The organism is Paenibacillus artemisiicola (assembly GCF_017652985.1).
In the GTDB taxonomy this organism is placed as follows: domain Bacteria; phylum Bacillota; class Bacilli; order Paenibacillales; family Paenibacillaceae; genus Paenibacillus_Z; species Paenibacillus_Z artemisiicola.
Genome location: NZ_JAGGDJ010000018.1, coordinates 50,994 through 74,528, shown reverse-complemented (window position 1 = coordinate 74,528; position 23,535 = coordinate 50,994). Strand labels below are relative to the sequence as shown.

The window sequence follows — 23,535 nt, the reverse complement described above, 5'->3', positions numbered from 1 at the left end:
TCGCCGCCGCGGCCGCGATTCCGGCGGAACCAACCTTATTCGGCCGCTATACGAAAGGTCGAAAAACCGCCGGTAACGGCGGTTTTTCGGGCGTTGCGGGGATTCAGCACTCGTGTCCGATTCTCCCGCGCAGCATCTGCCGGCGGTAGTCCCCGGGCGAGACGCCGACCGTCTTCTTGAAGATGCGGCCGAAGGAGATGGCATGCTCGTAGCCGACTTGGCGGGCGATTTCGTGAATGGACGTTTCCGTCTCCAGCAGCAGCGCCTGCGCCTGCCGGACGCGCAGCCCGATCAGGAAGTCGACGAATTTGACGTCGAACCGGTCCTTGAACAGCTGGCTGACGTATTTGCCGCTGATGCCGAACCGGTCGCTGATGTGATTCAAGGACAGGTCGGGGTTCGCGAAGTTCGCTTCGATATACGTTTTGACGTCGAAGATCAAGTGAAACGGGCTGCCGGCTTCCAGAATCGCGGCGTACCGCCCGTAGAGCTCCCGCAGCAGCGCGCCGTACCGTTCGCGGATTTCCCGCATCGTCCACGTCTCCCGGAGCGCCTCGGCCAAGCTCGGCATGGTGACGCCGTGCCAATATTCGTTGATTTCCGGCGAGATCTCTTCCATCTCCCGGGCGAACCGGTGGGTCAGATAGTTCAGCAGCAGCTGCAGCTCCTCGTTCCGCAGCACCCGCTTCTCCAGATAATCGAAGATCCGGGCAAAATCGGCCTCCCACGCCGGCGACGGGATCCGGAAATGATGGACCATGTCCTCCAGCCACCGGAAACAGTTCGAGTCGACGCGGTGCTCCATGTCCCGAATCTCCCGGTAGAGAAGCAGCCGGTCGTTCCCCGCGGTCATCTTGTACTGCAGCGCCGAGAGCGCCTCGCCGAAGGAGGCCTTGACGCCGGCCACGTCCGCCGCCGCGGAGCCGAGGCCGATGGTGACCGTAAACGCCAGCTCGCGCCCGGCCCGCATCCGCAGCTCGTCCAGCATGCCGCGTACTGGGAGGATCTTGTCAGGCGAGGACGGCGACGGCGCTTCCCGGATCAGGATCGCCAGCCGGTCGCCGGAGATCCACTCCAGGCCGAGGACGCAGGCCGCTTCGTGCGCGGCCCGGAGCGCCTCCGCTTCCAACCGCCGCTTGTCGTCCAGCAGCGCCTGGCGGTTCTGCCGCATCCGCGGCACGTACTTGTCGATCTCCGCGATCGCGACCGCGAGCCCGCGGGGATCTTCCGGCAGCCCGAGCAGCCGGGCGTACTCGGCCCATTCCTCCGCGGACGGCCCCTGCTCGCCGTCCTGCAGCTCCGCGAACAGCCGGCCGCGCGCGGCGATCGCGTTCTTCTCGGCCTGCTGCCGGTCGATGAGCGCCATGCGGCTCAGCATCGTATCGAAGGCGCTCTCGATGAGCATGAACTCGTCGCCTGCCGCCTCGCCGCGCTCGCCGCCGTACGTCGAGACCCGGCGCACCATGCGTTCGATGGGCCGGTAGTTCCGGCGGGTCATGTAGAGGATGAACGCGACGATGGCCGCGAGTCCCGAAAGGATGACCGCCAGCGGCAGCAGGGCGCGGCGGGCGGCCTCGGCGGCCAGATTCACGCCGGCCGTGCCGCTCGCGAAGCGCCAGCCGATATAGTCGGAACGCAGACGGGTCAGCGTCCCGCTCCTGATGGAGGCGGAGGGTCCGGTCGAATAGAGCGGCTGTCCGTCGCCGTCCGCGATATCCATATAATGGGGCGTGCCGCTTCTCTGCTTCGCGGCCGCGGCGAGCAGCGCGTCCGCCTTTACGTTCAGCACGACGAGCCCCTGATTATGGGGCGCGTTCTTCACGATCGAGATGATCCGCTCCGGCGGGTCGATCAGCGGAAATTCGCTGTAGGTACGCACCGCCGACCAATGATCGGCGCGCGGCTTCCCCTCCAATTCGAGCACAAACGGCTTGTCCGGAAAATCGTCCAGCGCCTGCCGGTAGCCGCCGGTCAGCACCGTCCGGTCGCGCTGCCGGTAGAAGTACACCGAATGGATCAGCGGGTTGCTGCGGATCTTGGCAATCTGTCCGGACGCCTGGTAAGCGGCCAGCTTGGAGCTGCCGGAAGGGTCGTTGAAGAAGCCGTCGATCGCTTCGTTGTTGACGAGTTGATTGGCGAGCATCAGCTCGATGGCCTTGAGGGAGGATGTCATGCCGTCTTGGACGCGCTCCGCGTACGCGCGGTTCGCCTTCTTCATATCGGCAGCCGCGTTGGCGTACGTCACGGCATAGACGCCTCCGCTGATGACCGCGCCGGCGATGAACAGGATGGCGAAGTGGGAAAACAGCAGTCGTTTGTACCATTTTTTCGTATCCATTTCAACCTCAACTTTCCAAGCGGTCTTGTCGGCGGCCGCTCCCGGATCGTCGCGACCGGCCAGTTGTCCCCATGATAGACCCGGTATGTTATCTCAGTGTTGCGGGCGGCCCCTTTACGGAAACGCAAAAAACCGCTTCGTCCTGCGAAGCGGCTTTGCGCGGCATGCGTAAACGGATCTGCCTAGAGATAGCCCGACACTTGTTCGGCGTTGCCGCGCATATCCTCGGCGCGTCCGCGAAACGCGCTGTAGGCGATATGGTCGAGCCCGATGTGGAGCAGGCAGGCGAGCAGGCGCTCCTCCATCCGCGGCGGCGGACCGCCGTGCTTCGCCCGGTGGCGGTCCAGCAGCGCCGGCAGGTCGAGTCCCCGCCAATGCGGGAACCAAGGCTGCCAATACAGGAAGAGCGCCTGGTCGTAAAGCGGGTCGCCGTAGAACGCGTTCCCCCAATCGAACACGCCGGTCACCCGCCCGCCGTCGACCAGCACGTTGCGGTTCAGCAGATCGTTGTGCACGAGTCCCCGGCATTCCGGCAGCCGCGGGGCCAGCTCGCGAAGCTTCGCCGCGCCGGCGTCGAAGACGGCCGCCTCCCGCGGCGAGGCGGCCAGCTTCTCGCGCCAGCCCGCGAGCCGATCCCGGGGCCCGGTCACCGCCAGCAGCTCCTCGCCCCAGCTCGGTCCTTCCCCCTCCGGGCGCCACAGTCCGGCGGCTTGCGTGCCGGCGAGATCCGCCTCCTGCAGCCCGCGGAGCCCGTCGAGCAGCGGCGGCAGCGCCTGCTCCAGCTCCGGTCCGTCCAGCTCTTCGAGATGCTTCGTCCCCCGGACGCGTTCGGAGACGGCGTAATAGCCGCTGTCCGTCTCGCCGAGCTCGAGCACCCGCGGAATCGGCAGCGCGGCCGTCGCATACGCGCCCATGGCGCGGTCCTTCTCGAAGTCGGCCCGGTAGGCGCCGAAGCGAATGACCGTGTCGCGGCCGTCGAGCACGAGCGCGTATGCGCTCGACCAGCCGCCCGTCGCGAGCGGCGCGAGCGATCGGGCGCGTTCGCCGAAGCGGGCCTGCACGAAGCGTTCGGCGGTTTGCGGATCTGTCATTGGGAATTCCTCCTTCTCGCGGCTGCCGTCGGCAGCGGCTCTTGTGGTTACTTCTCCTTCACTTCTTTAGTTCCGTCGGGCTGACGCCGTACACTTTTTTGAAGATTTTGCTGAAATGCTCCGGCGATTCATAGCCGACGCGCTCCGCGATCTCGTACCGGCGCAGGTCGGTGTGGAGAATCAGGCGGCGGCTCTCCTCCATCCGCAGTTTGATGACGTACTCCCACAAGTTATGCCCCGTGTTCTTCTTGAACAGGTAGCTGAGGTAATTCGGGCTGACGTGGTTCTTCTGCGCCACCTCGTGCAGCGTCAGCCCCTTCTGCGCGTAATGCTCGTCGATGTACGCCTTGGCCTTCGCCACGATCAGGTTGTTGCGCGCGGCCATCTCTTCTTCGGACGGTTCCTGTCCTTGCGCATAGCGGGCCCAGCTGAAGTCGCCGTAGTAGAACACGCCGAGCTCCCGGTGCTCCTCGTTCCACCGGACCGCCTTGGCTGCCTGCGCGCCGAGCTCGCCGAGGAACGCCGCGCCGCGCAGAATCTGGCTGATGCCGACGACGCACGGGACGCGCAAGTACTTCGCGATGTTCGCGTGCAGGCTACGGCCGAGCATGTCGAGCTGGTCGATCTTGTTCGTGCCGTTCTCCTCGTACCGCGCGTCGCTCCATTGGACGATGACCGCCACCGCGTCGTCCCCGTCGTAGAACGCAACCGGCCGCCATTCCCGGTCGAGCAGCTCCATGGCGACGTTCAGCGCGGCGTACTGCAGCAGCTCGGACGCGGCGCCCAGCCGCACGCGGAAGACGGCATAGTACGGCCCGGACAGCTCCGTGCCGAAGCGCGCTTGCAGCCGCTCGGCCGTCTCGGCGGCGGACGCGGGCTCCGCCAGCAGCCGGTGCAACAGCGCGGTCCGCTCCGGCGTCGGCTGCTCGAGCCGGAATTGCTCGCGGAAGCCGGCGAGCGTCTCGTCCTGCGGCGGCACCGCCTTGTTGACGCCGAGCAGCACGTTGCGGACCGCATCCAGGAACTGCTCGCCGTTCAGCGGCTTGATCAGGTAGTCCTTCGCGCCGAGCCGGATGGCGAGCTGGGCGTACTGGAACGTCTCGTGCGCGGAGATGACGATCGCCGGCAGCCACGGCTTGATCATCTTGGCCTGGTGCATGAGCTGGATGCCGCTCATCTCGCCCATCTGGATGTCCGTGATCAGCAGGTCGATGTCCTCCATGCGCAGGTAGTCCATCGCCTCGTAGCAGTTATGCGCCGTGAACAGCTGCGAGATCGCGAGCCCGGACGAGGCGAGCAGGCTGCACAGCCCTTTGCAGATGAGCGGTTCGTCGTCGACGACCAGCACGTTGTACATGGTGAATGCCCCCTTGGGCATGGCGGAAACGTGGCCTGCGGTCGAATTGGGTCTACACTCGCTGTTGTAGTCGAACGATTTGGAACTAGGTTACAATGTAATCATTCGACTACAAAGGCGACCGCTAACGCTGTTCCGACTCCAATCCGACTCTCCGGTCACTCCCTGCCATGGCATATATCTTCCTTTACCGTCCCTCCACGCGCGGGCTCCCGGACCGTCCGCGGCAGGAGGATGATGGCGGCCGTGCCCCCTTCCTCGCGCTTCTCGTAGCGGATGCCGTAGCGCGGGCCGAAATGCAGCCGGATCCGCTGGTGCAGGTTCCGGATGCCGTAGCCGATGGACGGGTCGCCCTTCTCTTCGTTCAGCAGCCGGTGGAGGGCGTCGAAATCGACCTTCTTGTAGCCATTGTCCTCGACGCGGATCTCGACGCTCTCGCCGTCCGCGAGCCGCGCCGCGATGCGGATCTCCCCGTCCTCGCCCATGCGGCGCACGCCGTGGATGATGGCGTTCTCGATGAGCGGCTGCAGCGTGATTTTCGGAATGAGGTTGTCGTGCAGCTCCTCCGGCACCTGCCAGACGACGGCGAACCCGTACTCGTACCGCATCGTCTGCAGGCTGACGTATGCCCGGGCATGCTCCGTCTCCTCCGCCAGCGCGATCAGCTCGCGGCCGCGGCTCAGGCTGATCTTCATCAGCTTCGACAGCTCCTTGATCATCTCGGCCGATTCCGAGTTGCCTTCGAGCGAACTCTTCCAATAGATGCTCTCGAGCGTGTTGTAGAGCAGATGCGGGTTGATCTGCTGATAGAGCAGCTGCAGCTGCGCTTCCTTCTCCTTGATCTCGCTCTGGTATTTGTAATGGATCAGCACGTTCAGCCGCCGCGCCATGTCGTACAAGGCCGAGATCAGCTGGCCGACCTCGTCCTTGCGTCCTTTGCCCGGCGTCTCCGGCACGCGCCGCCCCGGCTCGAAGCCGCGCACGAAATGGGCGAGCCGCGTAAGCGGATTCATGAGCGACTGCCAAAAATACAGCATGACGATGATGCCGAACAGGACATAGACGACCGAGATGAGCTGGATGACGCGCTTCAGCTCGTTTTGCTGCTGCAGCAGCGAGTCGACCGGGATTTTGTACACCAGCTTCTGCTGCAGCAGCCGGTTGTCGTTGATGACGTAGATGAATGCCGGGGTGATGAGGTTGATCATGCCGTCCTTGCCGGCCTTCAGCGCCGCGGCCTCCGGCGGCAGCCGCAGCGCCGAGCCGATGGCGCCCGAGGCGGTCGCGGCAAGCACCCGGTTCGCGCTGTCCGTGAAGTAAATCTGTCCGTCCGGGAGCGAGACGCTCTGCAGGGACTCCTGGATTTTCTTATCCATCTTCGCGGCCACCAGCACGCCGATGACGCCGTAGTCGCTGATGTTCGACACGGCGCGGATGTATGCCAGCGTCGTCTGCGCGGAGAAGCCGACGTTCGTGCAGATCAGCTTCATATACCCCTCGCCCTTCTTGGCCACCGCCTCGTCGAACCAGGCCGGCTTGTCGCGGTCCTGGAAGAAATAGACGCCGGTCTGGGTCATCGGCTGCTTCGGCGCGAACGAATAGTAGTTGCGCGGATCGTAGACGTAGAGGCTGTAGTAGACCGCCTCCCCGCCGTTCACCGCGATGGAATAGCCCGCGATCAGCTTGTCGAGCTTGGCGTATTCCTGCACCCGTTCGAAGACGGTATCCTTGTCGCTCGGAATGAGCTGCTGCGTGAGCGGGTTCTGAATGATCGTCGTCGTGATCTTCGTGACCGTGTCGATGTCCCGGTTCAAGAGCGCGATGTTCTGCTTGTTCAGCTCCGCGTACGCGTTCGTCACGTGGTTCTTCAGGATCTGCTCCGCCTTCGAGCTGCCGTACCACTGCAGGAGCAGAATCGGGCTGACCATGACGATGAAGAGCAAAATGATCTGTTGCTTGACGTTCATCCGCGTCAGCGGATTGGTCAGGAAGCGTGCCATGTCCCCAGTCTCTCCTTTTGCCCCGTACGGTTACGATAGCAGAAACGACGGCCGCCTGCCTATGGCTATTCTTATCGCCGCGAGGCGCGCTTCTACCGGCTTTGCGGCGGCGAATGCCCGCGGAGGGACGGCCGCGGTGCGCTATACTCGGCCTCAGTAGGTATACCGCGGCTCATTACATAACCCTATTTTCAGTACTTTTCATTCGCCGCGCCCTGCAGCATAATGGGCAAGAGCTGTTGAATCCAAGATACCACAACGGAGGACCCTATGACGACGAAACCGATTCCGCTGCAAACCCGCGGCATTCCCGCCAGCCAGCTCGTGCTCGGCTGCATGCGCCTCGGCGGCGACTGGAACGCCCGATCGGCGATTACCGCCGAGCATTACCGGCAAGGCCGCGAGGCGCTCGACGCCGCGCTCGAGATCGGCATCAACATGTTCGACCACGCGGACATTTACGCCGCCGGCAAGGCGGAGCGCGTCTTCGGCCAGGTGCTGAAGGAACGCCCGTCGCTGCGCGGCGAGATCATCCTGCAATCCAAATGCGGCATCCGCTTCGCGGACGAGGAAGGTCCGCACCGGTTCGACTTTACGGAAGGGCATATCGTGCGCAGCGTCGACGGCATCCTGGAACGGCTGGGCACGGAGTACCTGGACATCCTGCTGCTGCACCGTCCGGATCCGCTCGTCGATCCCGAAGAAACGGCGCGCGCGATCCAGCGGCTGAAGGCGTCGGGCAAGGTGCGCCATTTCGGCGTCTCCAACATGAGCCAAGGCCAGATTCGCCTGCTGGCCGCGTACAGCGGCGAACCGTTCATCGTCAACCAGCTGGAGATGAGCCTGCGCAAGCACGGCTTCCTCGACACCGCCATCAGCGTCAACCAAGAGACGGCGCGCGACAACGTGTTCCCGGAAGGCTCGATGGAGTACATGCGGCTCGAGAACATCCAGCTGCAATCGTGGGGACCGCTCGCGCAGGGCATTTACTCCGGCCGTTCGCTCGAAGGGCAGAGCGAATCCGTCGCCGCGACCGCGAAGCTCGTCGCCGAGCTGGCCGAGCGGCTGGACACGACGGCGGAAGCCGTCGTGCTCGCGTGGCTCATGACGCACCCGGCCGGCATCCAGCCGGTCATCGGCACGGTCAATCCCGAGCGGATCCGCGCCTGCAAGGACGCGGCGACGCTGCGCCTCGACCGCGAGGACTGGTACCGGCTGTATACGGCCGCGCTGGGACGGAACCTGCCTTAACGCGGCGGCGCGGCCCGAAGCCGCGGCACGCGCCAGACACCCGGAGGCTCGCCATGGTCAACCTCGCGTTGACCGGGCGGCCCCGGGTGTTTGCGCTTCCGAGCGCCTGGCACCGGAGGCTGTTTGCCCCGGCGGCCAGATTCGTCCGTCCCGGTAACGCCCGACGCCCGATACGCCCGATACGCCCGAAAACGACAAAGCGCCCCGCAGGCCGTCGGCCGTGCGGGGCGCCTTGGGATACGCGGGGCGTATCGGCTTATTTGCTAAGCGTTTCGGTCAGCACCGGAACGATTTGCGATTTACGGGAGACGACGCCTTTCAGCACCGCTTTGTTGGCGTCCAGCTTCACGCCGTACGCCGCTTCGACCGCGCTTGCCTTGCTGCCGAGCGCCAGGGCGACGGAATCGTTGTTCAGGATGTCCGTCACGACGAACACGAACAAGTCGAGGCCTTTGTCCGCGATGATTTGGTTCAGCGCCGCTTCCACTTCCGCTTGGCGCGAGAGCACGTCGTTCACGTCGACCGCGTTCACTTGCGCGATCTCGACCTTGCTGCCGCCCATGGAGAATTCCTTGGCGTCGAGGGAGATCAGCTGCGCGATCGTCTTCTGGCTCAGGTCCGCGCCGGCCTTCAGCATGTCGAGGCCGTACACGTCCGCGTCCACGCCCGCGATGGCCGCCAGCTCGCGCGCCGCCGCCACGTCTTCCGGCGTGCAGGTCGGCGATTTGAACAGCAGGGAATCGGATACGATGGCGGAAAGCATCAGGCCCGCGACGTTCGGCTCGATCGCGATGCCGTTTTCTTTGTACAGCTTGTTCAGGATCGTCGCCGTGCAGCCGACCGGCTCGCAGCGGTAGTACAGCGGGTGGGCCGTCTCGAAGTTCGCGATGCGGTGGTGGTCGATGACTTCGACGACGCGCACCTTCTCGATGTCGCTCGCGCTTTGCTGGCGTTCGTTATGGTCAACCAGAATGACGGTTTCCGCTTCGTTCGCGACGGTCTCGACCAGACGCGGCGCGGCCGCTTGGAACTTGTCCAGCGCGAACTGCGTCTCGCCGTTCACGTCGCCGAGGCGAACCGCTTCCACGTCCTGGCCGAGCTTCGTCTTGAGGTCCGCGTAGGCGATAGCCGAGCAGATCGTGTCCGTATCCGGGTTTTTGTGTCCGAAAATCAATGTTTTAGCCATGTGAATACTCCTTATACAGATATTTTGGGCTTCCTATCGGGTATTATACCGTTAAATGTCCTCAATGCCTATTCCTATACGGGGAAATCCGCAAAAATCCCCCTCCGGTTCCCCTTGAAATCCATCGTTCGGCCCACGCCGCGGACGCGCTATACTATACTGGAGAGAGACAAGCAAGCCAGCGAAAGGAACCGTTCCGATGGAAACCTTCCAACATGTCAACACGCCCGGCGAGTTCGCCCGGAGCCGGCTGCTCTACGGCCTGATCGGCGGCTGCGACGCGCCGAAGGGTGCGTTCCTCTATACGCGGGACTATTACCCCGCCTACGAAATCATGCTCGTCACGAAAGGCCAAGGCGCGTTCAAGCACGCCAACCGGTGGATCGACGTCGTCGAAGGCGACTGCGTCCTGCACGACATGCGCCTGCCGCATGCCTATCGCACGGAGGACCAAGATCCGTTCGAGATGGATTATCTCGTGTTCGACGGCGCGGACATGGAGCATTACTGGCCGAAGCTGTTCGGCGGCGCGTCGTGCGTCGTCCTGCAGGCGCTGCCGCGCGCGAACCCCGCGCAGCGCCTGCTCGCGGAGCTGATCGGCGCGATGGCGGACGACGCCGCGTCCGAGCTGGCCCAGTCCGTCCGCCTCTACGAGCTGCTGCTCGAAGTCTGCCGCCTGAAGCAGGAGCTCGGCGCGTCGCCGCAAGCCGGCCACGGCGCGGAGCCCGAAGCGCTGAAGCGGGCCAAAGCCCATATCGACGCGCATTATCTGGACGTGGAGGACGTCGCGGAGCTGGCGTCCGTCGCGGCGCTCAGCCTGTATCATTTCATCCGCCAGTTCAAGAAGCAGTACGGCGTGACGCCGAAGGAATACGTGCTGCTGAAGCGGGTCCGTCACGCGAAGCGCCTCCTCGCCAACACCTCGCTGTCCGTCGGCGAAACGGGCCAGCGGAGCGGCTTCGCCAGCTACAACGCGTTCCTGCACGCCTTCCTGCGGATCGAGAAGGCGTCGCCCCGGGATTTCCGCAAGAGCCTGCGGCGCTTCTGAGCGCCGTTTTCCGCCTTCCGCAAAGACCGCAATTTATGGTGGGTATTCGGCAATCGCGTTTCTTTTCTTGCCCTCGTCTTCGTCGTACACTGGAATCAAATCAAGCATTCCGCTACGGGAGGGCATGGACGATGACTTTGCACGGATTGACCGAAGAACAGCAATCGATGTGGGAACGAGACGGGTATCTGGTCGTGGAGAATTTCTTGGGCCGCGAGGAGACGGACGCGTACAACGCCAAGGTCGACGCGGCGTTCGCGCGGTTCGAAGCCTCGGGCGCCGAAAATCCGGCGACGGGCGCGTTGAACTACGTGCGGCAGATTTGCGGCATTATCGAGCACGGCGAGCCGTTCGTGGAGCTGATGGAGCATCCGCGCATGATGCGGATCCTGCGGGATCTGCTCGGCGATTCCTTCGTCATGATCGACAACGAGGCGATGCTGAAGCCGCCGGGCAAGCTGGCGCATACGTCGTGGCACCGCGATTCCTCCACGCAGATCGTCATGAACGAGAAGCCGGTGCCGTTCATGGTGAAGGTGTTCTATTTTCTCTCCGACGTGCCGTACGACGGCGGCTGCCTCGCGTTCCTGCCGGGCAGCAACCGGATGCGCAACGACGAGCTGCCGGCGGCGGAGAAGCCCGAGGACATGCCCGGCCACGCCCGGATGAACGTCAAGGCCGGCACCGCCGTCATCTTCAACGCGTACACGTATCATTCGGCGCTCAGCAACGTCTCGGACGTCACCCGGCGCTCGCTCATCTACAACTACGCCCAGTCCTGCCTGCGCGCGTGGCCGGGCTACGAGCCGTCCGAGGCGCTGAAGGCCGCGGCGGCAACGAACATGCGCAAAATGCTGCTCGGGGTCACGCCGTGGGTCAACGATCCGAAGGCGTTCGAGGACGCGGACGCTTCGGCCGTCGGCAAAATGGCGATGGGATGATATAATGCTCTTCGTAGACGGCCCGCGCGGCCGATTCCAGTAGAGGAGCGTGCCCTGCCCATGTACGAGCATATCGTCATCTTCAAATTCAACGCCGCGATCACCCCGGAACGCGAATCGGAGCTGCTGGCCAAGCTGCTCGCGTTCAAAGGCCGGATTCCCGGCATCGTCGACCTCTCGGCCGGCTTGAACGCCACGGAGGAGACGGACAATATCCGCGGCTATTCCCTCGGCCTGCGCGTCACGTTCGAGAGCCTGGAAGCGCTTCGCGCCTACGGCCCGCATCCCGTGCACCAGGATTTCGTGCAGGGGCTCGGCGGCGTGCTCGACAACGTCGTCGTCGTGGATTATCCGATTCAGTGAACGGAGCGATCCGGATTCGGCGGCTTTACTAAAAATTGACGCTTCGCAGGAACAGCCCGGCGGCCCCGCCGGGCTGTTCCTGTTTGCTTCGCGGCGGTATAATAGAAGCGTGAAGCTTGTCCGCAGCCGCAAAAGCGGACGCCGGCCGCTCGCGGGCGGCGCATCTCGCATCGTTTGCGCCCGGCCGATTCATACGACGCATCCCAAGCCGCAACCTACCCGGACCCCATTGGAGGAACGACCATGCTCTTCATCGACAACGGCGACCGCCACGATCCGTCCTGGAATCTGGCCCTCGAGGAATACGCGCTGCGCAACCTCGCGGGCGAGCAGGACTTTTTGCTTTTCTACATTAATGAGCCGTCCATCATCATCGGCAAGAACCAGAACACCGCCGAGGAAGTGAACGCCGATTACGTCGAACGGAACGGCATCCACGTCGTCCGCCGTCTCTCCGGCGGCGGCGCCGTCTACCACGATCTCGGCAATCTGAATTTCAGCTTCATCACCAAGGACGACGGCAAGTCGTTCCACAATTTCCGCAAATTCACGGAGCCGGTCGTGGAGGCGCTGCGCAAGCTCGGCGTCGACGCGGAGCTGTCGGGCCGCAACGACCTGCAGGTCGGCGAGCGCAAAATCTCCGGCAACGCGCAGTTCGCCTCCAAAGGCGTCATGTTCAGCCACGGCACGCTGCTGTTCGATTCCGAGGTGGACGCGATCGTCTCGGCGCTGAACGTCAACCCCGCGAAGTTCGAATCCAAGGCGACCAAGTCCGTCCGCAGCCGCGTCGCCAACATCGCGGAATTTCTGAAGACGCCGATGACGATGGCGGAATTCCGCGCGTTCATCCTGGCGTCGATCTTCGGGAGCGAATCCGACGTACCGGAATACAAGCTGACGGAAGCCGATCTGGCCGGCGTGCGCAAGCTGGCCGACGAGCGGTACCGCAGCTGGGACTGGAACTACGGCCGTTCGCCGAAGTTCAACGTGCGCCAGACGAAACGGCTGTCCGCGGGCACGTACGACGTGCGGCTGTTCGTGGAAGGCGGCGTCATCGCCGAGGCGTCGGTCTACGGCGACTTCTTCGGCACGGGCGAGGTGTCCGACGTGACGGACAAGCTGGCCGGCGTCAAGTACGAGGCCGCCGCCGTCGCGGAGGCGCTGAAGGACGTGGATTTAACCGTCTACTTCGGTCCGGTGGACCGCCGGGAATGGTTGTCGCTGCTGTTTTGATCGGACCCGCCGCCGCGCGGGAGAACGGTATATCACGACGAACGAGGAGTGGAAAGACGATGAGCCGACCCGAAAACATTACCTCCTTCAAAGCGCTGCAGCTGTGGAAAGCGATCCCGCAATCGTACCGGGACAAGCTGGTGCGCAACGTCTTCTGCGGCAATTGCGGCGGCGCGGTCGAGATCGTGGATTACAGCATCCGCGAAGAGAAATACGCCCTGCTGCTGACCGGCAAATGCCGGACCTGCGGCAGACCGGTCGCCCGCGTCGTCGAGAACGAGAGCTGACCCGAACCGAACGGCGGATGACAATGACGTCTCGACCCCGCCGACGATCTTCAAAAGCCCGGTCCGCTGCTTCGGCAGGCGGCCGGGCTTTTTCGTGCGCGCGGCGGTTCGGAAGAACGCCGCGGATCGAGCCGTTTCCGCGTTTACGTAAATTTAGGTTGATAACCACTCAAATTTGAGTATAATGACTACAGGGTAATCAAATTTGAGTAGGTTATACGAAAGGAATGAATCATTTGGACGCTAATCGCAGCAACGTCAAGCTCGTCATCGCGGGCCTGCTGCTCGGCTTGTTCATCACGGCGCTCGACCAGACGATCGTCTCGACCGCCATGGGCACCATCATCAAGCAGCTCGGGGGTCTCGACAAATTCATCTGGGTCTACTCCGCGTACATGATCGCGATGGTCGTTTCGACGCCGATTTTCGGCAAGCTGTCCGATATGTACGGACGGAAAACGTTTTTCCTGACCGGTCTTATTCTGTTCATGCTCGGCTCCGTTCTATGCGGCACGGCGCAGAACATGGAGCAGCTCATCATCTACCGCGCCATCCAGGGCATCGGCGGCGGCGCGCTCATGCCGATCGTCTTCACGATCATTTTCGACCTGTTCCCGGCCGAGAAGCGAGGCAAAATGATGGGCCTCTTCGGCGCCGTCTTCGGCATCTCGAGCGTGTTCGGCCCGATCCTGGGCGGCGTCATCACCGACAACATCAGCTGGCGTTGGATTTTCTACATCAACGTGCCGCTCGGCATCCTGTCGCTGCTGTTCATCCTGAACGCGTACCACGAGAACAAAAACACGCGCAAGCAGTCGATCGACTGGCTCGGCGCGGTCATGCTGACGGCGTTCGTCCTGTTCCTCATGTTCGGCCTCGAGCTCGGCGGCACGGACGGCTGGGCCTGGAGCGCCGCCAAGACGATCCTGCTCTTCGTCGCGTCCGGCGTCTTCCTGATCGCGTTCCTGTTCGTCGAATTGAAGGTGAAAGACCCGATCATCAAGCTCGACCTGTTCAAGAACAAAATCGTCACGAGCAGCATGGCGATCAGCCTGCTGTACGGCGCCGTCATGATCGCGACCGCGTCGTACATCCCGCTCTTCATTCAGGGCGTCTTCCATAAGACGGCCACGCAGACGAGCACGGTCATGATTCCGATGATGCTCGGCGTCGTCGCGAGCAGCCAGATCGGCGGCCGCGTCGTCAATAAATTCCGCTACCGCGACGTCATGCTGGTATCCGCGCTGACGCTTATCGTCGGCACGGCGCTGCTCGGCTTCGCCATGGATACGTCCTCGAGCCGGCTCGTCATCTCGCTCTTCATGATCGTCGTCGGCCTCGGGATCGGCGTCTCGTTCTCGCTGCTCAACATCTCGACGCTAAACGCCGTGCCGCCGCAGTACAAGGGCACGTCCTCGTCGCTCATCACGTTCTTCCGGACGATCGGCTCCGCGCTCGGCATCGCCGTGTTCGGCGCGATTCAGAAGTCCGCGTTCCAAGCGAACATCGCCGACACGCCGAACCTGAACCCGCAGCTGGCGGAGCAGATCAAGGGCGGCCAGGCGCTGCTCGACCCGGACGTGCAGCAGCAGATGGGGCTGCCGGCCGATATCGCGAACAAGCTGCTGAACGAATTCGCGCATTCCGTCATTTCCATCTTCCAATGGTCGGTCATCCTGCCGGCCGCGGCGATCGTCTTCGTGTTCCTGATGGGCCGCGCGCGTCTCGAAGCGAACCGTTCCGGCGGCGCGCCGGGTGCGCCGGTCAAGCCGGGCGCGCAAGCAGGCGGCGAGGCCGGCAAGCCGGAACCGTCGTATCACGGGGGATAAACCGCCATGTCCATGAGGCTCATGATTTTGGGGCTGCTTATGGAGCATGATCGGCATCCATACGAGATCCGGCAGACCATCAAGCTGCGCAACTGGAACGAAAGCTTCAAGCTGCGGGACGGCTCGCTTTATTACGCGGTCGACCAGCTCCGGCAGGACGGCCTGATCGAGGCGGCCGAGGTTGTCGCGGTGCCCGGCGAGAACCGGCCCGACAAGACGATTTACCGCATCACGGACAAGGGCCGCGAAGCGTTCTACCTGCTGCTGAACGAGCAGTTCAAGCTGACGTCGTACCCCCAGCACCCGCTGTTCCTGGCCATGCCGTTCGTCCGGCACGGCCACCCGGGCACGATCGAGGAGCTCGTCGTCAAGCAGCTGGAGGCGTGCGAAGCCCGCATCGCCCGAATGAAGGCGATCCTGGAGCTGAAGGGCGACATCATCCCCCGCGGTTCCTCGCTCATGATCGAAGGCTTCATCCAATTCGGCGAAACCGAGAAAGCGTGGCTCGAACGGCTGCTCGCGGAAACCCGCTCCGGCAAGCTGTTCGAGACGCGGCAGATGACGCCCGAACAGATCGAAGCGTACGTCGCCGGGTTGAAGGAATTCGAGAAGCGTTATCCTCCGGCTCCGCCATCGGAGGAGTGAGGTTTGGAAGGCCGCCCGTTGTGGGCGGTCTTTTTTTGGGGGCGCGGGGATGCTGGCGCGGCGCGGCCGGCGCGATGCTGGCGCGGCGAGGGTCACGCTGGCGCAGCGCGCGGGCGCAGCCGACGCGATGCCGGAGCGGCTCGCAGCGGCGGGCCAGAATTCGCCGCAAATCGGGAGACCAGCGCCGCTGCGGGAAGTCCTGTTACGCGGCAAGCAGCGCCGGATCGCGAACGAAGACACGGGCTATTGGAGTGACCGGTGAGCGGGGAACGGATGAATCATCCTGCCACGCATGTGATGACCAACGCAAGCTTCAAGCGGACACTAGCGCGCTTATTTTCCGATTTCGGCCTGATTCCGCGATTTCGCGGACACAGGATCCGTTAATGGCTTCGAATCCCCCAGTTTCGATGGTTTCTCGGCCAATAGCGGCTCTGGTGTCCGCCAAATGACGAATAAGCTTGATATTGACGCAATAGCGGCTCCTGTGTCCGCATACGGCGGCAACCGATGAATCCGGCACGTCTCACGTATAACGGTCCGTGCAGACTATCGCCCCGTATCTGCCATTCGAACGTTTGCCGAAGCCGCTATCGCTCGTAATAAGCCCGCCCTCCGTCTTGCTCGCCGCTCCATTGCCGCTTTTCATGCGACCGCCCTCCTCCTCGCTTGCCGCTCACGCTTTTTCATACGCGTGCTCTTCGTCTCGCCCGCCGCCTCCTTGCCGCTCTCCGTCTCGCTCGCCGCTCCTACTCCCGCTGCGCTGCTGCTCCCACTCCTCCGCAGCTCCACTTACCGCCGACGCAGCGCCCAACCTTTCCGCCAGCCCCTCCGCCATGCCCGCCCCCACCGCAACCAACCCAAAAAGCCGCCCAACCCGGCCAACGGCCGGATCAAGCGGCTTTTCCTCCACGCAAGCAAACGCGGCGGCCCGCAGGCCGCCGCGTCTGCGCCAAGCGCAAGCTTATTTCTTCACGATATCGGCCACGGATTTGTCCAGCCGGTCGAGCAGCTCGTCGGCTTTGATCCGCTTGCCCATGTAATCCTGCATCGCCGCGCCGAACTGCTGCGTCACGCCGTCCGGGAAGCGGTCCCACTGCCAGCCCTTCACTTGGTCCGGATGCGCTTCGGAGAACGCCGCGAAGTCGGCGCCGATCTTGCCGATGGCCGCAGGGTCGGCCGGGATGCTCGTGATCGACGGGATGAATTTGAAGTCCGTCGCGACGAACTTCTTGCCCGTCTCGGACGTTGCCATCCAGTTCAGGAACGCCTTCGCTTCGTCCGGGTGCGCGGACTTGTTGTTCACGACCCAGTTGCTCGGCACGCCCGTGAACACCTCCGGCTTGCCATCAGCCGTCGGCACCGGCATCATGCCGAGGTTCAGGTCCGGATTCACTTCGTCCACCATGCCTTGAATCCAGTTGCCGTGCTGGATCATCGCGTACTTGCCGGCCGCGAATTCCGCCACCTGCGTGTTGTAGTCGGTCGTCAGCGCCGCTTTCTGGCCGTTCGCGAACATGATGTCCACGAGGCGGATCCAGTCCTTCGTGTGCTGGTCGCCCTTGTACGTCTTCGTGCCCGCTTTGACCGCGTCGATGAACGCCGCCGGGTCGGCCTGCGTCGCGTTCGCGATGTTCAGCGTATGAATGCCGAGCGACCACCATTCGTTCGTCAGCGCGAACGGCGTGATGCCGGCGTCCTTCAGCTTCTTGCAGTCGGCTTCGAGCTCGTCCAGCGTCTGCGGCAGCTCCGTGATGCCCGCCTTCGCGAACAGGTCCTTGTTGTACGTGATGCCGTACGCCTCGAGGTTCATCGGCATCCCGAGCAGCTTGCCGTCGCGGGTGATCTGGGCGCGGGACGCTTCCACCAGGTCCTTGGCCCACGGCTCGTTCGACAGATCGACCGCGCGGTCTACGTACGGATCGAAGCCGGACCAGCCGGACGACGTGATGATCTCGGGCTCCTCGCCCGCCGCGAGCTCCGCCTTCAGCAGCGCGCTGTAATCCTCGCCGCCGCCGTGCGTTTCGACCTCTACCTTCACGCCGGTTTCTTTCTCGTATTCTTCCGCCATTTGGGCCAGCGCATTCGAGATTTCGACCTTGAATTGGAATACCTTGATCGTGACTTTCTCGCCCGGCTTGTTTGTCTCTGCCGCCGTGTTCGTGCCTGCCGCGTTGCCGGCATCGGCCGTGCCGCCGCCCGCCGCGTTGTTGGTGTTGCCCCCGTTGTTGCTGGAACAGCCGCTTGCGATGAGAGCGGTTGCGAACGTAAGCGCAAGAATCTTTTTCATGGGTTACCTCCCAAAGGATTGTCGTTACATGGATGATTATAGGGCCCGTCCGCCGCCCCGAAACACCGAATAAATTGATCGCCGAGGTGTAAAATGTTGATGCGGCGAACGGTGTAAAATATTGATTTTCCCGCAAATCAGGAATTTTTATCCGGCTAACCGCCCGAATTTACGCTGCCTTCGGCTGATTTACCCTTTGACCGAGCCGGCGGTGATGCCTTCGATGATATGTTTTTGCAGGAAAAGGAAGAAAATAACGACCGGCAGCGTGCTCAGCGTGAGCGACGCCATCGCCAGGTCCCACTTGCGCAAGTACTGGCCGAAAAACTTCTGCACGGCGAGCGGGATCGTCGTGAACGCGTCGTTGATGACGAGCACCGGAAGCAGATAATCGTTCCAAATCCAGAGCACGTTCAGGATGACGACCGTGATCGCGATCGGCTTCAGCAGCGGGAACACGATTCTCCAGTATAGCCCGTACGGCGAGCAGCCGTCCACGACCGCGGCTTCCTCGACCTCGAGCGGCACGGACTTGATGAACCCGTGGAACAGGAAGACGGACAGCGAGATACCGAAGCCCAGGTAGCACAGGACGATGCCGTACACGTGGCCGCGCAGCTCGAACAGCGACGTGACGCGCATGAGCGGCAGCATGACCGATTGGAACGGAATGATCATCGACGCGACGAATACCGTGAACAGCAGCTTGTTGAACGTCGTCGGCCGGCGCACGAGCCGGTAAGCCGTCATGCTCGCCACGATGACCAGCAGGCCGACGCTGAGCGCGGTGATGACGAAGGAATGCATGAACACGACGGGAAAATCGATCGCGGTCCACGCCTTCTTGAAATTGCCGAGGCCCCAGCTCTGCGGCAGCGACGCCGCGTTCAGCAGGATGGCGCTCAGCTTCTTGAAGGCGTTCACGACGAGAAAATAAAACGGCGTCAGGAAGACGAGGCCAAGCAGGCAGCAGAGCAGCTCAAGGCTAAGCAGCAGCGGCGTGTACCTTTGTTTGGTGTCCATCTTAAGCCTCCACCTCTTTCTTCTTCGTGACCCAAACTTGGGTGACGGTAATGAGCGCGACGGCGAAGAAGAAGATCATCGCTTTGGCCGTGCCGAGGCCGTACCGGCTGTTGGTCAGCGCTTCGCGGTAGATGTTCAGCGCGATGGATTCCGACGCGTAGCCGGGACCGCCGCCCGTCAAGGACAGGTTGAGGTCGAACATCCGGAAGGCGTTGGACGTCGTCAGGAACAAGCAGATCGTGACGGCCGGCATGATCAGCGGAAGCGTCACGCTGCGGAACGTCTGCCACGCCGAGGCGCCGTCGATCCGCGCCGCTTCCGACAGATCCTTCGGCACGCCGATGATGGCGGCGATATAGATGATCATCATGTAGCCGGAAGTCTGCCAGACGAAGACGCCGACGATGCCCCAGAAGGCCGTCGCGGGCGTGCCGAGCCACGGCAGGTTGAACAGATGCCAGCCCGTCGCCTCGCCGATCGCCGCGAAGCCGCGGGTGTAGATGAAATACCAGATGTACCCGAGCAGCAGGCCGCCGATGACGTTCGGCAGGAAGAAGACGACCCGCAGGATGCTGCGGCCCTTCAGCGGGCGCGTCAGCAGGAGGCCGAGCGCCAGCGCCAGCGCGTTCGTGATGGCGACGGCGGCGACGGTGAACTTGGCCGTGAACCCGAAGGCCGTCCAGAATCGCGGATCGTCCGAGAAGATGCGCTTCAGATTGGCGAAGCCCGTCCATTTGGCATGATTCAGGTCAAGCCCGTTCCACTCCGTAAACGTATAATAAAAGCCCATGAAAAACGGCACGGCGACGATCATCAGAAAAACGAGCAGGCCCGGCCCGACGAATACCGTCTGCTGCAGCCACTCGCTTAATTTGGTTCCCCTTCTAGCGTGCACGCGGATGTCCCCTCTCTTTCGGTCATGTACCCCAGTATAGCGGCCGGGCGATATCCCCTTCGACGGAAGATCGTGAACTGGAAAGTGGAATATATTGACCTCGAGGTTCCGTTTAGCGTATGGTTATACCTACCGAAATCGCCCGAAAAGGAGGGGCTCCCGCGCCTTGTCCGTCCGCAGCCTGTTCCGCGCCGCCACGATCCGCAAGAAGATGATGCTGCTCTTCCTGACCGCCACCATCGTGCCGATCGCCGCGTCCATCGCGATCTCCTACCACGAGACGCGCTCGTCGATCACCCGGGAAGCCATCTCGAAGAACAACCGCCTGCTGGCGCTCGGCAGCGCGAACATCATCAACTACATGAACAACATCAACCAGAAGTCGCTCGCGGTCTACAATTCCATGAACGTGCCGCGCTCGCTGTACTACCTGCTCGAGCACAATCTGGAGGACGAGTCCTTCCCGAACGGCATCAGCGACGTCATCGAGAACCGCAACCTGCTCAAGGATCACCTGTACAACATCTACCAGAGCATGCGGGAATTTTATAAAATCCGGCTGTACGTCGCGGCGCAGAACTCGAGCTATCTGCTCTGGAACGACGACATCCGGGTCGGCCGCCACGCTCCCGGCACGATCGGGATGGCGCCGAAGACGTACATCGAGCCGACGCATCCGAGCACCAACTACGGCCTGCCGATCAAGTCGCCGGTACGGGAGGAGCCGGTGTTCTCGCTCCACCGCCCGATCTTCCTCGCGCCGAGCGACAAGCAGCTCGCGGAGCTGACGATCGACGTCAAGACCGGGGTGCTGAACGACCTGAACCGCCAGCTCTACGACGCGGGCAACGAGGAGCTCTACCTCGTCGACGGCGAGGGACGGCTCGTCCTCTCGTCGAAGCCGGACTTCGCAGGGAAACGGCTGGATGACGGCTGGTTCCGCGAGGTAGCCGGCTCCGCGGCGGAGCAGGGGCATTTCAAGTGGGACAAGGGCGGCTTCGCCGGCATAATTTTCTTCCAGCAGGTGAAGACGCCGTTCATGGACTGGTACCTGATCAAGCAGACGCCAGACAGCCACCTGTACGCCGCGGCCAACCGGACCGCGCTCTTGAACATGTGGGTCGGCGCGGCGTTCCTCGCGGTCGCGGTGCTCGCGACGCTGGTCATCTCCATCCGCTTCACGAAGCCGCTGCTCGCCCTGATCGGGTACGTCAACCAGATCGACGCCGGCAACCTGAACGTCCGGATCGAGATCCAAAGCAAGGACGAGATCGGGCTGCTCGCGAAGCGGTTCCGGTCCATGATGCAGACGATCAACAACCTGATCCTGAAGGAATACCGGATGGAGATCGCCAACAAGACGATGCAGCTGCGGGCGCTGCAGGCGCAGGTCAACCCGCACTTCCTGTACAACGCCCTGCAATCCGTCGGCACCGTCGCGCTGCAGCAGGGCAACAAGCAGGTGTACCGGCTCGTCGCCTCGCTCGGCAAAATGATGCGCTACCAGATGAACCTGTCCGGCGGCGACGTCGATCTGAGCCAGGAGCTGGACTACGTCCAAGCGTACCTGGACCTGCAGCAGGAGCGGTTCGACGCTTCGCTCGACGTCATTCTCATGATCGGCGAAGGGACGCGCGGCATCCGCATGCCGAAGATGATCCTGCAGCCGCTCGTGGAAAACTTCTTCAAGCACGGCTTCTCGCCGTCGGAGCGGCCGGCCCAGCTGATCATCGCGAGCTCGCTCGGCGAAGCGGGCGACCTTGCCGTCGTCGTCTCGGACAACGGCGCGGGCTTGACCGACGAGCGGCTCGCGGAGCTGAACGCGGCGCTGGCGCAGGACAACGACATGGCGGAATCGGACGCCGCGGGCATCGGGCTGCGCAACGTCCTCTCGCGGCTGCGGCTGTTCGCCGGCCCGGAGGCGTCGCTCAGCATCCGGCGGCTCGTGCCGCACGGCTTTTCCGTTACGCTGCACATTCCGCACGCACAGGAGGAACGACCATCATGAAAGCGTTAATCGTCGACGACGAGCGGCATGTCCGCGAAGCGATCAAGCTGCTCGTCGGCTGGCAGGACTACGGCATCGACGCGGTGCTGGAAGCCGAGAACGGCCAGGCGGCCATCGAGCTCGCCGAGCGGGAGCGGCCCGCGCTCGTGTTCACGGACATGATGATGCCGGTGCTCGGCGGGGACAAGCTGATGGCCTGGCTGGCCGAACGCGCCCCCGAGAGCAAAGTCATCGTCATCAGCGGGCACGACAATTTCGAATACGTCCGCACCGCCGTCAAGTACGGCGGCCTGGACTATATCCTGAAGCCGATCGACCCCGATCAGCTCAACCAGGCCGTGGCCCGGGCCGTCGAAAGCTGGCGCGCCGAGGAATCGGCCCGCACCCGCACCCGCGGCGCCGACATGGAGCTGAACCAGCTGAAGCCGCTGTACGCGGAGCAGCTGTTCGGCGCGCTGCTGAAGGGCACGGGCTCGGCGCAGGAATTCGCCGAGCTGCTGCGGCGCGGCGACGACGGCGGCGCGCGGCCGCTCGAAACCGTCCGCGTCGCGGTGCTGGAGCTCGACTCCGCGCCGGCGCTCGCGGCCAAGTTCGGCGCCGACGGCCGCGACCTGCTCGCCTTCGCCGTCGCCAACATCGGCAGCGAGCTGCTCGGCGGACGAGGCTGCGGCCAGGCGTTCCGGCACAGCGTCGGCGCGCACCAGGAAATCGCGCTGCTGTTCTGGGACCGGCTGGACGAAGTCCCCGCCCTGCTCGTGGAATACAACGACGCCCTGCAGCAGGCGTTCAAGGCCCGCTTCGCCTTCGGCGTCGGCCAGCCGGAGCCGTTCCCGCACGGCTTGACCGCGTCATACCGCCAGGCGCGGACGATGCTGCTGCAGCGCAACCTGCTGCAGCGGGGCAAGCACGTGCACTGCCTCGGCGATTTCGCGGCCGCGCCGGCGCCCGCCGAGCCGCCGCTGTTCTTCGGCGCCTTCGAGGAGAAGGTCCGGTTCGCCGTGCAGAGCGGCAGCCAAGACGGCATCCGCAAGGCGCTGCGGCCGTGGTTCGACGCGCTTGACGCTCGGACGCGGATCACGCCGGAGAACCTGCTGCTGTGGCGGCAGGAATTCCGGCTCGCGGCCGCGATCTGGGAGGGCAGCGCGCCGGCCGCCGACGCGGCCAACCCGTATGCGGAAGCGGACCGGGAGGCGATTCCGGCGGACGCCGGCGGCGGGTTCGACTATGCCGCCTGGAAGGAATCGTTCGCGCAGGAGGCGCTCGCTGCGGCCAAACGGCTGAAGGCCGGCGCCGAGAAGGGCAGCACGATCCGCGACATCGCCGCGCATATCGAGCGGTTCGCGCACGAGGACCTCACGCTGCAGAGCATCTCGGACAAGTTTCATTTGAGCCGCGAGTACATCTCCCGCAAGTTCAAGCAGGAGCTGAACCAGAACGTCTCGGACTACATCACGTCGTGCCGGATCAACCGCGCCAAGGCGCTGCTCGCCAGCCCGCATCTCAAGATCACGCAGATCGCGGAGATGGCCGGGTTTCAGGACGAGAAATATTTCAGCAAGGTGTTCAAGAAATGGACCGACCAGACCCCGAGCGAATACCGGAAACGGCTGTACGACGTCGACGCGAAGTGACCGCGATCGGCCGGGGAGCCGCGGATGGACGGTCTCCGGAACCGGTCGCGGCCGGTTGCCGCGGCCGGCGGGCCGAACGCGGCGCGAAGAAGCGAGGCGGCCGCGGCAGCCCATGGCGC

At 63.5% G+C, this 23,535-nt stretch carries 20 protein-coding genes; 11 read left to right on the top strand and 9 right to left on the bottom strand.

What is annotated here, in order from left to right; translation table 11 throughout:
• Nucleotides 1-103 precede the first annotated feature (103 nt).
• The 4 genes from I8J29_RS19725 to I8J29_RS19710 all read right to left on the bottom strand — a co-directional run bounded on the left by I8J29_RS19725 (nucleotide 104) and on the right by I8J29_RS19710 (nucleotide 6,786).
• Nucleotides 104-2,338, bottom strand: coding sequence for a helix-turn-helix domain-containing protein (locus I8J29_RS19725; protein WP_208849225.1), 2,235 nt, complete (start codon nucleotides 2,336-2,338; stop codon nucleotides 104-106).
• A gap of 182 nt (nucleotides 2,339-2,520) precedes the next feature.
• Nucleotides 2,521-3,429, bottom strand: a complete 909-nt coding sequence (locus I8J29_RS19720) for a phosphotransferase family protein (RefSeq protein ID WP_208849224.1) — start codon at nucleotides 3,427-3,429, stop codon at nucleotides 2,521-2,523.
• 58 nt (nucleotides 3,430-3,487) lie between these two features.
• On the bottom strand, nucleotides 3,488-4,786 hold the full coding sequence (locus tag I8J29_RS19715) for a response regulator (protein ID WP_208849223.1): 1,299 nt from the start codon (nucleotides 4,784-4,786) through the stop codon (nucleotides 3,488-3,490).
• A gap of 158 nt (nucleotides 4,787-4,944) precedes the next feature.
• Nucleotides 4,945-6,786, bottom strand: coding sequence for a sensor histidine kinase (locus tag I8J29_RS19710; protein ID WP_208849222.1), 1,842 nt, complete (start codon nucleotides 6,784-6,786; stop codon nucleotides 4,945-4,947).
• Nucleotides 6,787-7,056: 270 nt separating this feature from the next.
• On the opposite strand from I8J29_RS19710, the gene I8J29_RS19705 reads away from it, so the two are divergent.
• Nucleotides 7,057-8,037 (top strand): aldo/keto reductase, encoded by a 981-nt coding sequence (locus I8J29_RS19705; RefSeq protein WP_208849221.1) that lies wholly within the window; start codon nucleotides 7,057-7,059, stop codon nucleotides 8,035-8,037.
• A 256-nt stretch (nucleotides 8,038-8,293) separates the two neighbouring features.
• Here the strand turns inward: I8J29_RS19705 and I8J29_RS19700 are convergent, their stop codons facing one another.
• A complete protein-coding gene (locus tag I8J29_RS19700; protein ID WP_208849220.1) occupies nucleotides 8,294-9,223 on the bottom strand; it encodes a manganese-dependent inorganic pyrophosphatase in 930 nt (309 codons plus the stop codon).
• Between the two features lie 199 nt (nucleotides 9,224-9,422).
• Between I8J29_RS19700 and I8J29_RS19695 the strand changes: the two genes are divergently transcribed.
• The 8 genes from I8J29_RS19695 to I8J29_RS19660 all read left to right on the top strand — a co-directional run bounded on the left by I8J29_RS19695 (nucleotide 9,423) and on the right by I8J29_RS19660 (nucleotide 15,831).
• The gene (locus I8J29_RS19695; protein WP_208849219.1) at nucleotides 9,423-10,271 is read left to right on the top strand and encodes an AraC family transcriptional regulator; all 849 of its coding nucleotides are present in this window, start codon (nucleotides 9,423-9,425) and stop codon (nucleotides 10,269-10,271) included.
• 131 nt (nucleotides 10,272-10,402) lie between these two features.
• Nucleotides 10,403-11,212 (top strand): phytanoyl-CoA dioxygenase family protein, encoded by an 810-nt coding sequence (locus I8J29_RS19690; RefSeq protein WP_208849218.1) that lies wholly within the window; start codon nucleotides 10,403-10,405, stop codon nucleotides 11,210-11,212.
• Nucleotides 11,213-11,272: 60 nt separating this feature from the next.
• Nucleotides 11,273-11,575, top strand: a complete 303-nt coding sequence (locus I8J29_RS19685) for a Dabb family protein (protein WP_240546335.1) — start codon at nucleotides 11,273-11,275, stop codon at nucleotides 11,573-11,575.
• A 243-nt stretch (nucleotides 11,576-11,818) separates the two neighbouring features.
• Nucleotides 11,819-12,808, top strand: coding sequence for a lipoate--protein ligase (locus I8J29_RS19680; protein WP_208849217.1), 990 nt, complete (start codon nucleotides 11,819-11,821; stop codon nucleotides 12,806-12,808).
• 59 nt (nucleotides 12,809-12,867) lie between these two features.
• Complete coding sequence (locus I8J29_RS19675) at nucleotides 12,868-13,095, top strand: hypothetical protein (RefSeq protein WP_208849216.1); 228 nt, start codon at nucleotides 12,868-12,870, stop codon at nucleotides 13,093-13,095.
• Nucleotides 13,096-13,331: 236 nt separating this feature from the next.
• On the top strand, nucleotides 13,332-14,924 hold the full coding sequence (locus tag I8J29_RS19670; RefSeq protein WP_208849215.1) for an MDR family MFS transporter: 1,593 nt from the start codon (nucleotides 13,332-13,334) through the stop codon (nucleotides 14,922-14,924).
• Nucleotides 14,925-14,930: 6 nt separating this feature from the next.
• Nucleotides 14,931-15,569, top strand: a complete 639-nt coding sequence (locus I8J29_RS19665; RefSeq protein ID WP_208849214.1) for a PadR family transcriptional regulator — start codon at nucleotides 14,931-14,933, stop codon at nucleotides 15,567-15,569.
• Between the two features lie 49 nt (nucleotides 15,570-15,618).
• The gene (locus I8J29_RS19660) at nucleotides 15,619-15,831 is read left to right on the top strand and encodes a hypothetical protein (RefSeq protein ID WP_208849213.1); all 213 of its coding nucleotides are present in this window, start codon (nucleotides 15,619-15,621) and stop codon (nucleotides 15,829-15,831) included.
• 264 nt (nucleotides 15,832-16,095) lie between these two features.
• On the opposite strand, the gene I8J29_RS34245 is transcribed toward I8J29_RS19660, so the two are convergent.
• The 4 genes from I8J29_RS34245 to I8J29_RS19645 form a co-directional block, all read right to left on the bottom strand.
• Entirely contained in the window at nucleotides 16,096-16,218 is a 123-nt protein-coding gene (locus I8J29_RS34245) for a hypothetical protein (RefSeq protein ID WP_276316304.1), read from the bottom strand.
• 315 nt (nucleotides 16,219-16,533) lie between these two features.
• Complete coding sequence (locus I8J29_RS19655; RefSeq protein WP_208849212.1) at nucleotides 16,534-17,859, bottom strand: ABC transporter substrate-binding protein; 1,326 nt, start codon at nucleotides 17,857-17,859, stop codon at nucleotides 16,534-16,536.
• Between the two features lie 189 nt (nucleotides 17,860-18,048).
• Nucleotides 18,049-18,882, bottom strand: coding sequence for a carbohydrate ABC transporter permease (locus I8J29_RS19650; protein ID WP_208849211.1), 834 nt, complete (start codon nucleotides 18,880-18,882; stop codon nucleotides 18,049-18,051).
• 1 nt (nucleotide 18,883) lies between these two features.
• On the bottom strand, nucleotides 18,884-19,777 hold the full coding sequence (locus I8J29_RS19645) for a carbohydrate ABC transporter permease (protein WP_338113236.1): 894 nt from the start codon (nucleotides 19,775-19,777) through the stop codon (nucleotides 18,884-18,886).
• Between the two features lie 166 nt (nucleotides 19,778-19,943).
• On the opposite strand from I8J29_RS19645, the gene I8J29_RS19640 reads away from it, so the two are divergent.
• On the top strand, nucleotides 19,944-21,785 hold the full coding sequence (locus I8J29_RS19640; RefSeq protein ID WP_208849210.1) for a sensor histidine kinase: 1,842 nt from the start codon (nucleotides 19,944-19,946) through the stop codon (nucleotides 21,783-21,785).
• Nucleotides 21,782-23,416 carry a response regulator gene (locus I8J29_RS19635; RefSeq protein ID WP_208849209.1) on the top strand — a complete coding sequence of 545 codons (1,635 nt, stop codon included), beginning with the start codon at nucleotides 21,782-21,784 and terminating at the stop codon, nucleotides 23,414-23,416. The genes I8J29_RS19640 and I8J29_RS19635 overlap by 4 nt, the downstream gene beginning before the upstream one ends.
• Nucleotides 23,417-23,535: the final 119 nt, after the last annotated feature.

Excerpts from the sequence above, each read along its gene's own strand:
- I8J29_RS19725 (WP_208849225.1), bottom strand. The coding sequence starts at position 2,338 with ATGGATACGAAAAAATGGTACAAACGACTGCTGTTTTCCCACTTCGCC.
- I8J29_RS19720 (WP_208849224.1), bottom strand. The coding sequence starts at position 3,429 with ATGACAGATCCGCAAACCGCCGAACGCTTCGTGCAGGCCCGCTTCGGC.
- I8J29_RS19715 (WP_208849223.1), bottom strand. The coding sequence starts at position 4,786 with ATGTACAACGTGCTGGTCGTCGACGACGAACCGCTCATCTGCAAAGGG.
- I8J29_RS19710 (WP_208849222.1), bottom strand. The coding sequence starts at position 6,786 with ATGGCACGCTTCCTGACCAATCCGCTGACGCGGATGAACGTCAAGCAA.
- I8J29_RS19705 (WP_208849221.1), top strand. The coding sequence starts at position 7,057 with ATGACGACGAAACCGATTCCGCTGCAAACCCGCGGCATTCCCGCCAGC.
- I8J29_RS19700 (WP_208849220.1), bottom strand. The coding sequence starts at position 9,223 with ATGGCTAAAACATTGATTTTCGGACACAAAAACCCGGATACGGACACG.
- I8J29_RS19695 (WP_208849219.1), top strand. The coding sequence starts at position 9,423 with ATGGAAACCTTCCAACATGTCAACACGCCCGGCGAGTTCGCCCGGAGC.
- I8J29_RS19690 (WP_208849218.1), top strand. The coding sequence starts at position 10,403 with ATGACTTTGCACGGATTGACCGAAGAACAGCAATCGATGTGGGAACGA.
- I8J29_RS19685 (WP_240546335.1), top strand. The coding sequence starts at position 11,273 with ATGTACGAGCATATCGTCATCTTCAAATTCAACGCCGCGATCACCCCG.
- I8J29_RS19680 (WP_208849217.1), top strand. The coding sequence starts at position 11,819 with ATGCTCTTCATCGACAACGGCGACCGCCACGATCCGTCCTGGAATCTG.
- I8J29_RS19675 (WP_208849216.1), top strand. The coding sequence starts at position 12,868 with ATGAGCCGACCCGAAAACATTACCTCCTTCAAAGCGCTGCAGCTGTGG.
- I8J29_RS19665 (WP_208849214.1), top strand. The coding sequence starts at position 14,931 with ATGTCCATGAGGCTCATGATTTTGGGGCTGCTTATGGAGCATGATCGG.
- I8J29_RS19660 (WP_208849213.1), top strand. The coding sequence starts at position 15,619 with ATGCTGGCGCGGCGCGGCCGGCGCGATGCTGGCGCGGCGAGGGTCACG.
- I8J29_RS34245 (WP_276316304.1), bottom strand. The coding sequence starts at position 16,218 with ATGAAAAGCGGCAATGGAGCGGCGAGCAAGACGGAGGGCGGGCTTATT.
- I8J29_RS19655 (WP_208849212.1), bottom strand. The coding sequence starts at position 17,859 with ATGAAAAAGATTCTTGCGCTTACGTTCGCAACCGCTCTCATCGCAAGC.
- I8J29_RS19650 (WP_208849211.1), bottom strand. The coding sequence starts at position 18,882 with ATGGACACCAAACAAAGGTACACGCCGCTGCTGCTTAGCCTTGAGCTG.
- I8J29_RS19635 (WP_208849209.1), top strand. The coding sequence starts at position 21,782 with ATGAAAGCGTTAATCGTCGACGACGAGCGGCATGTCCGCGAAGCGATC.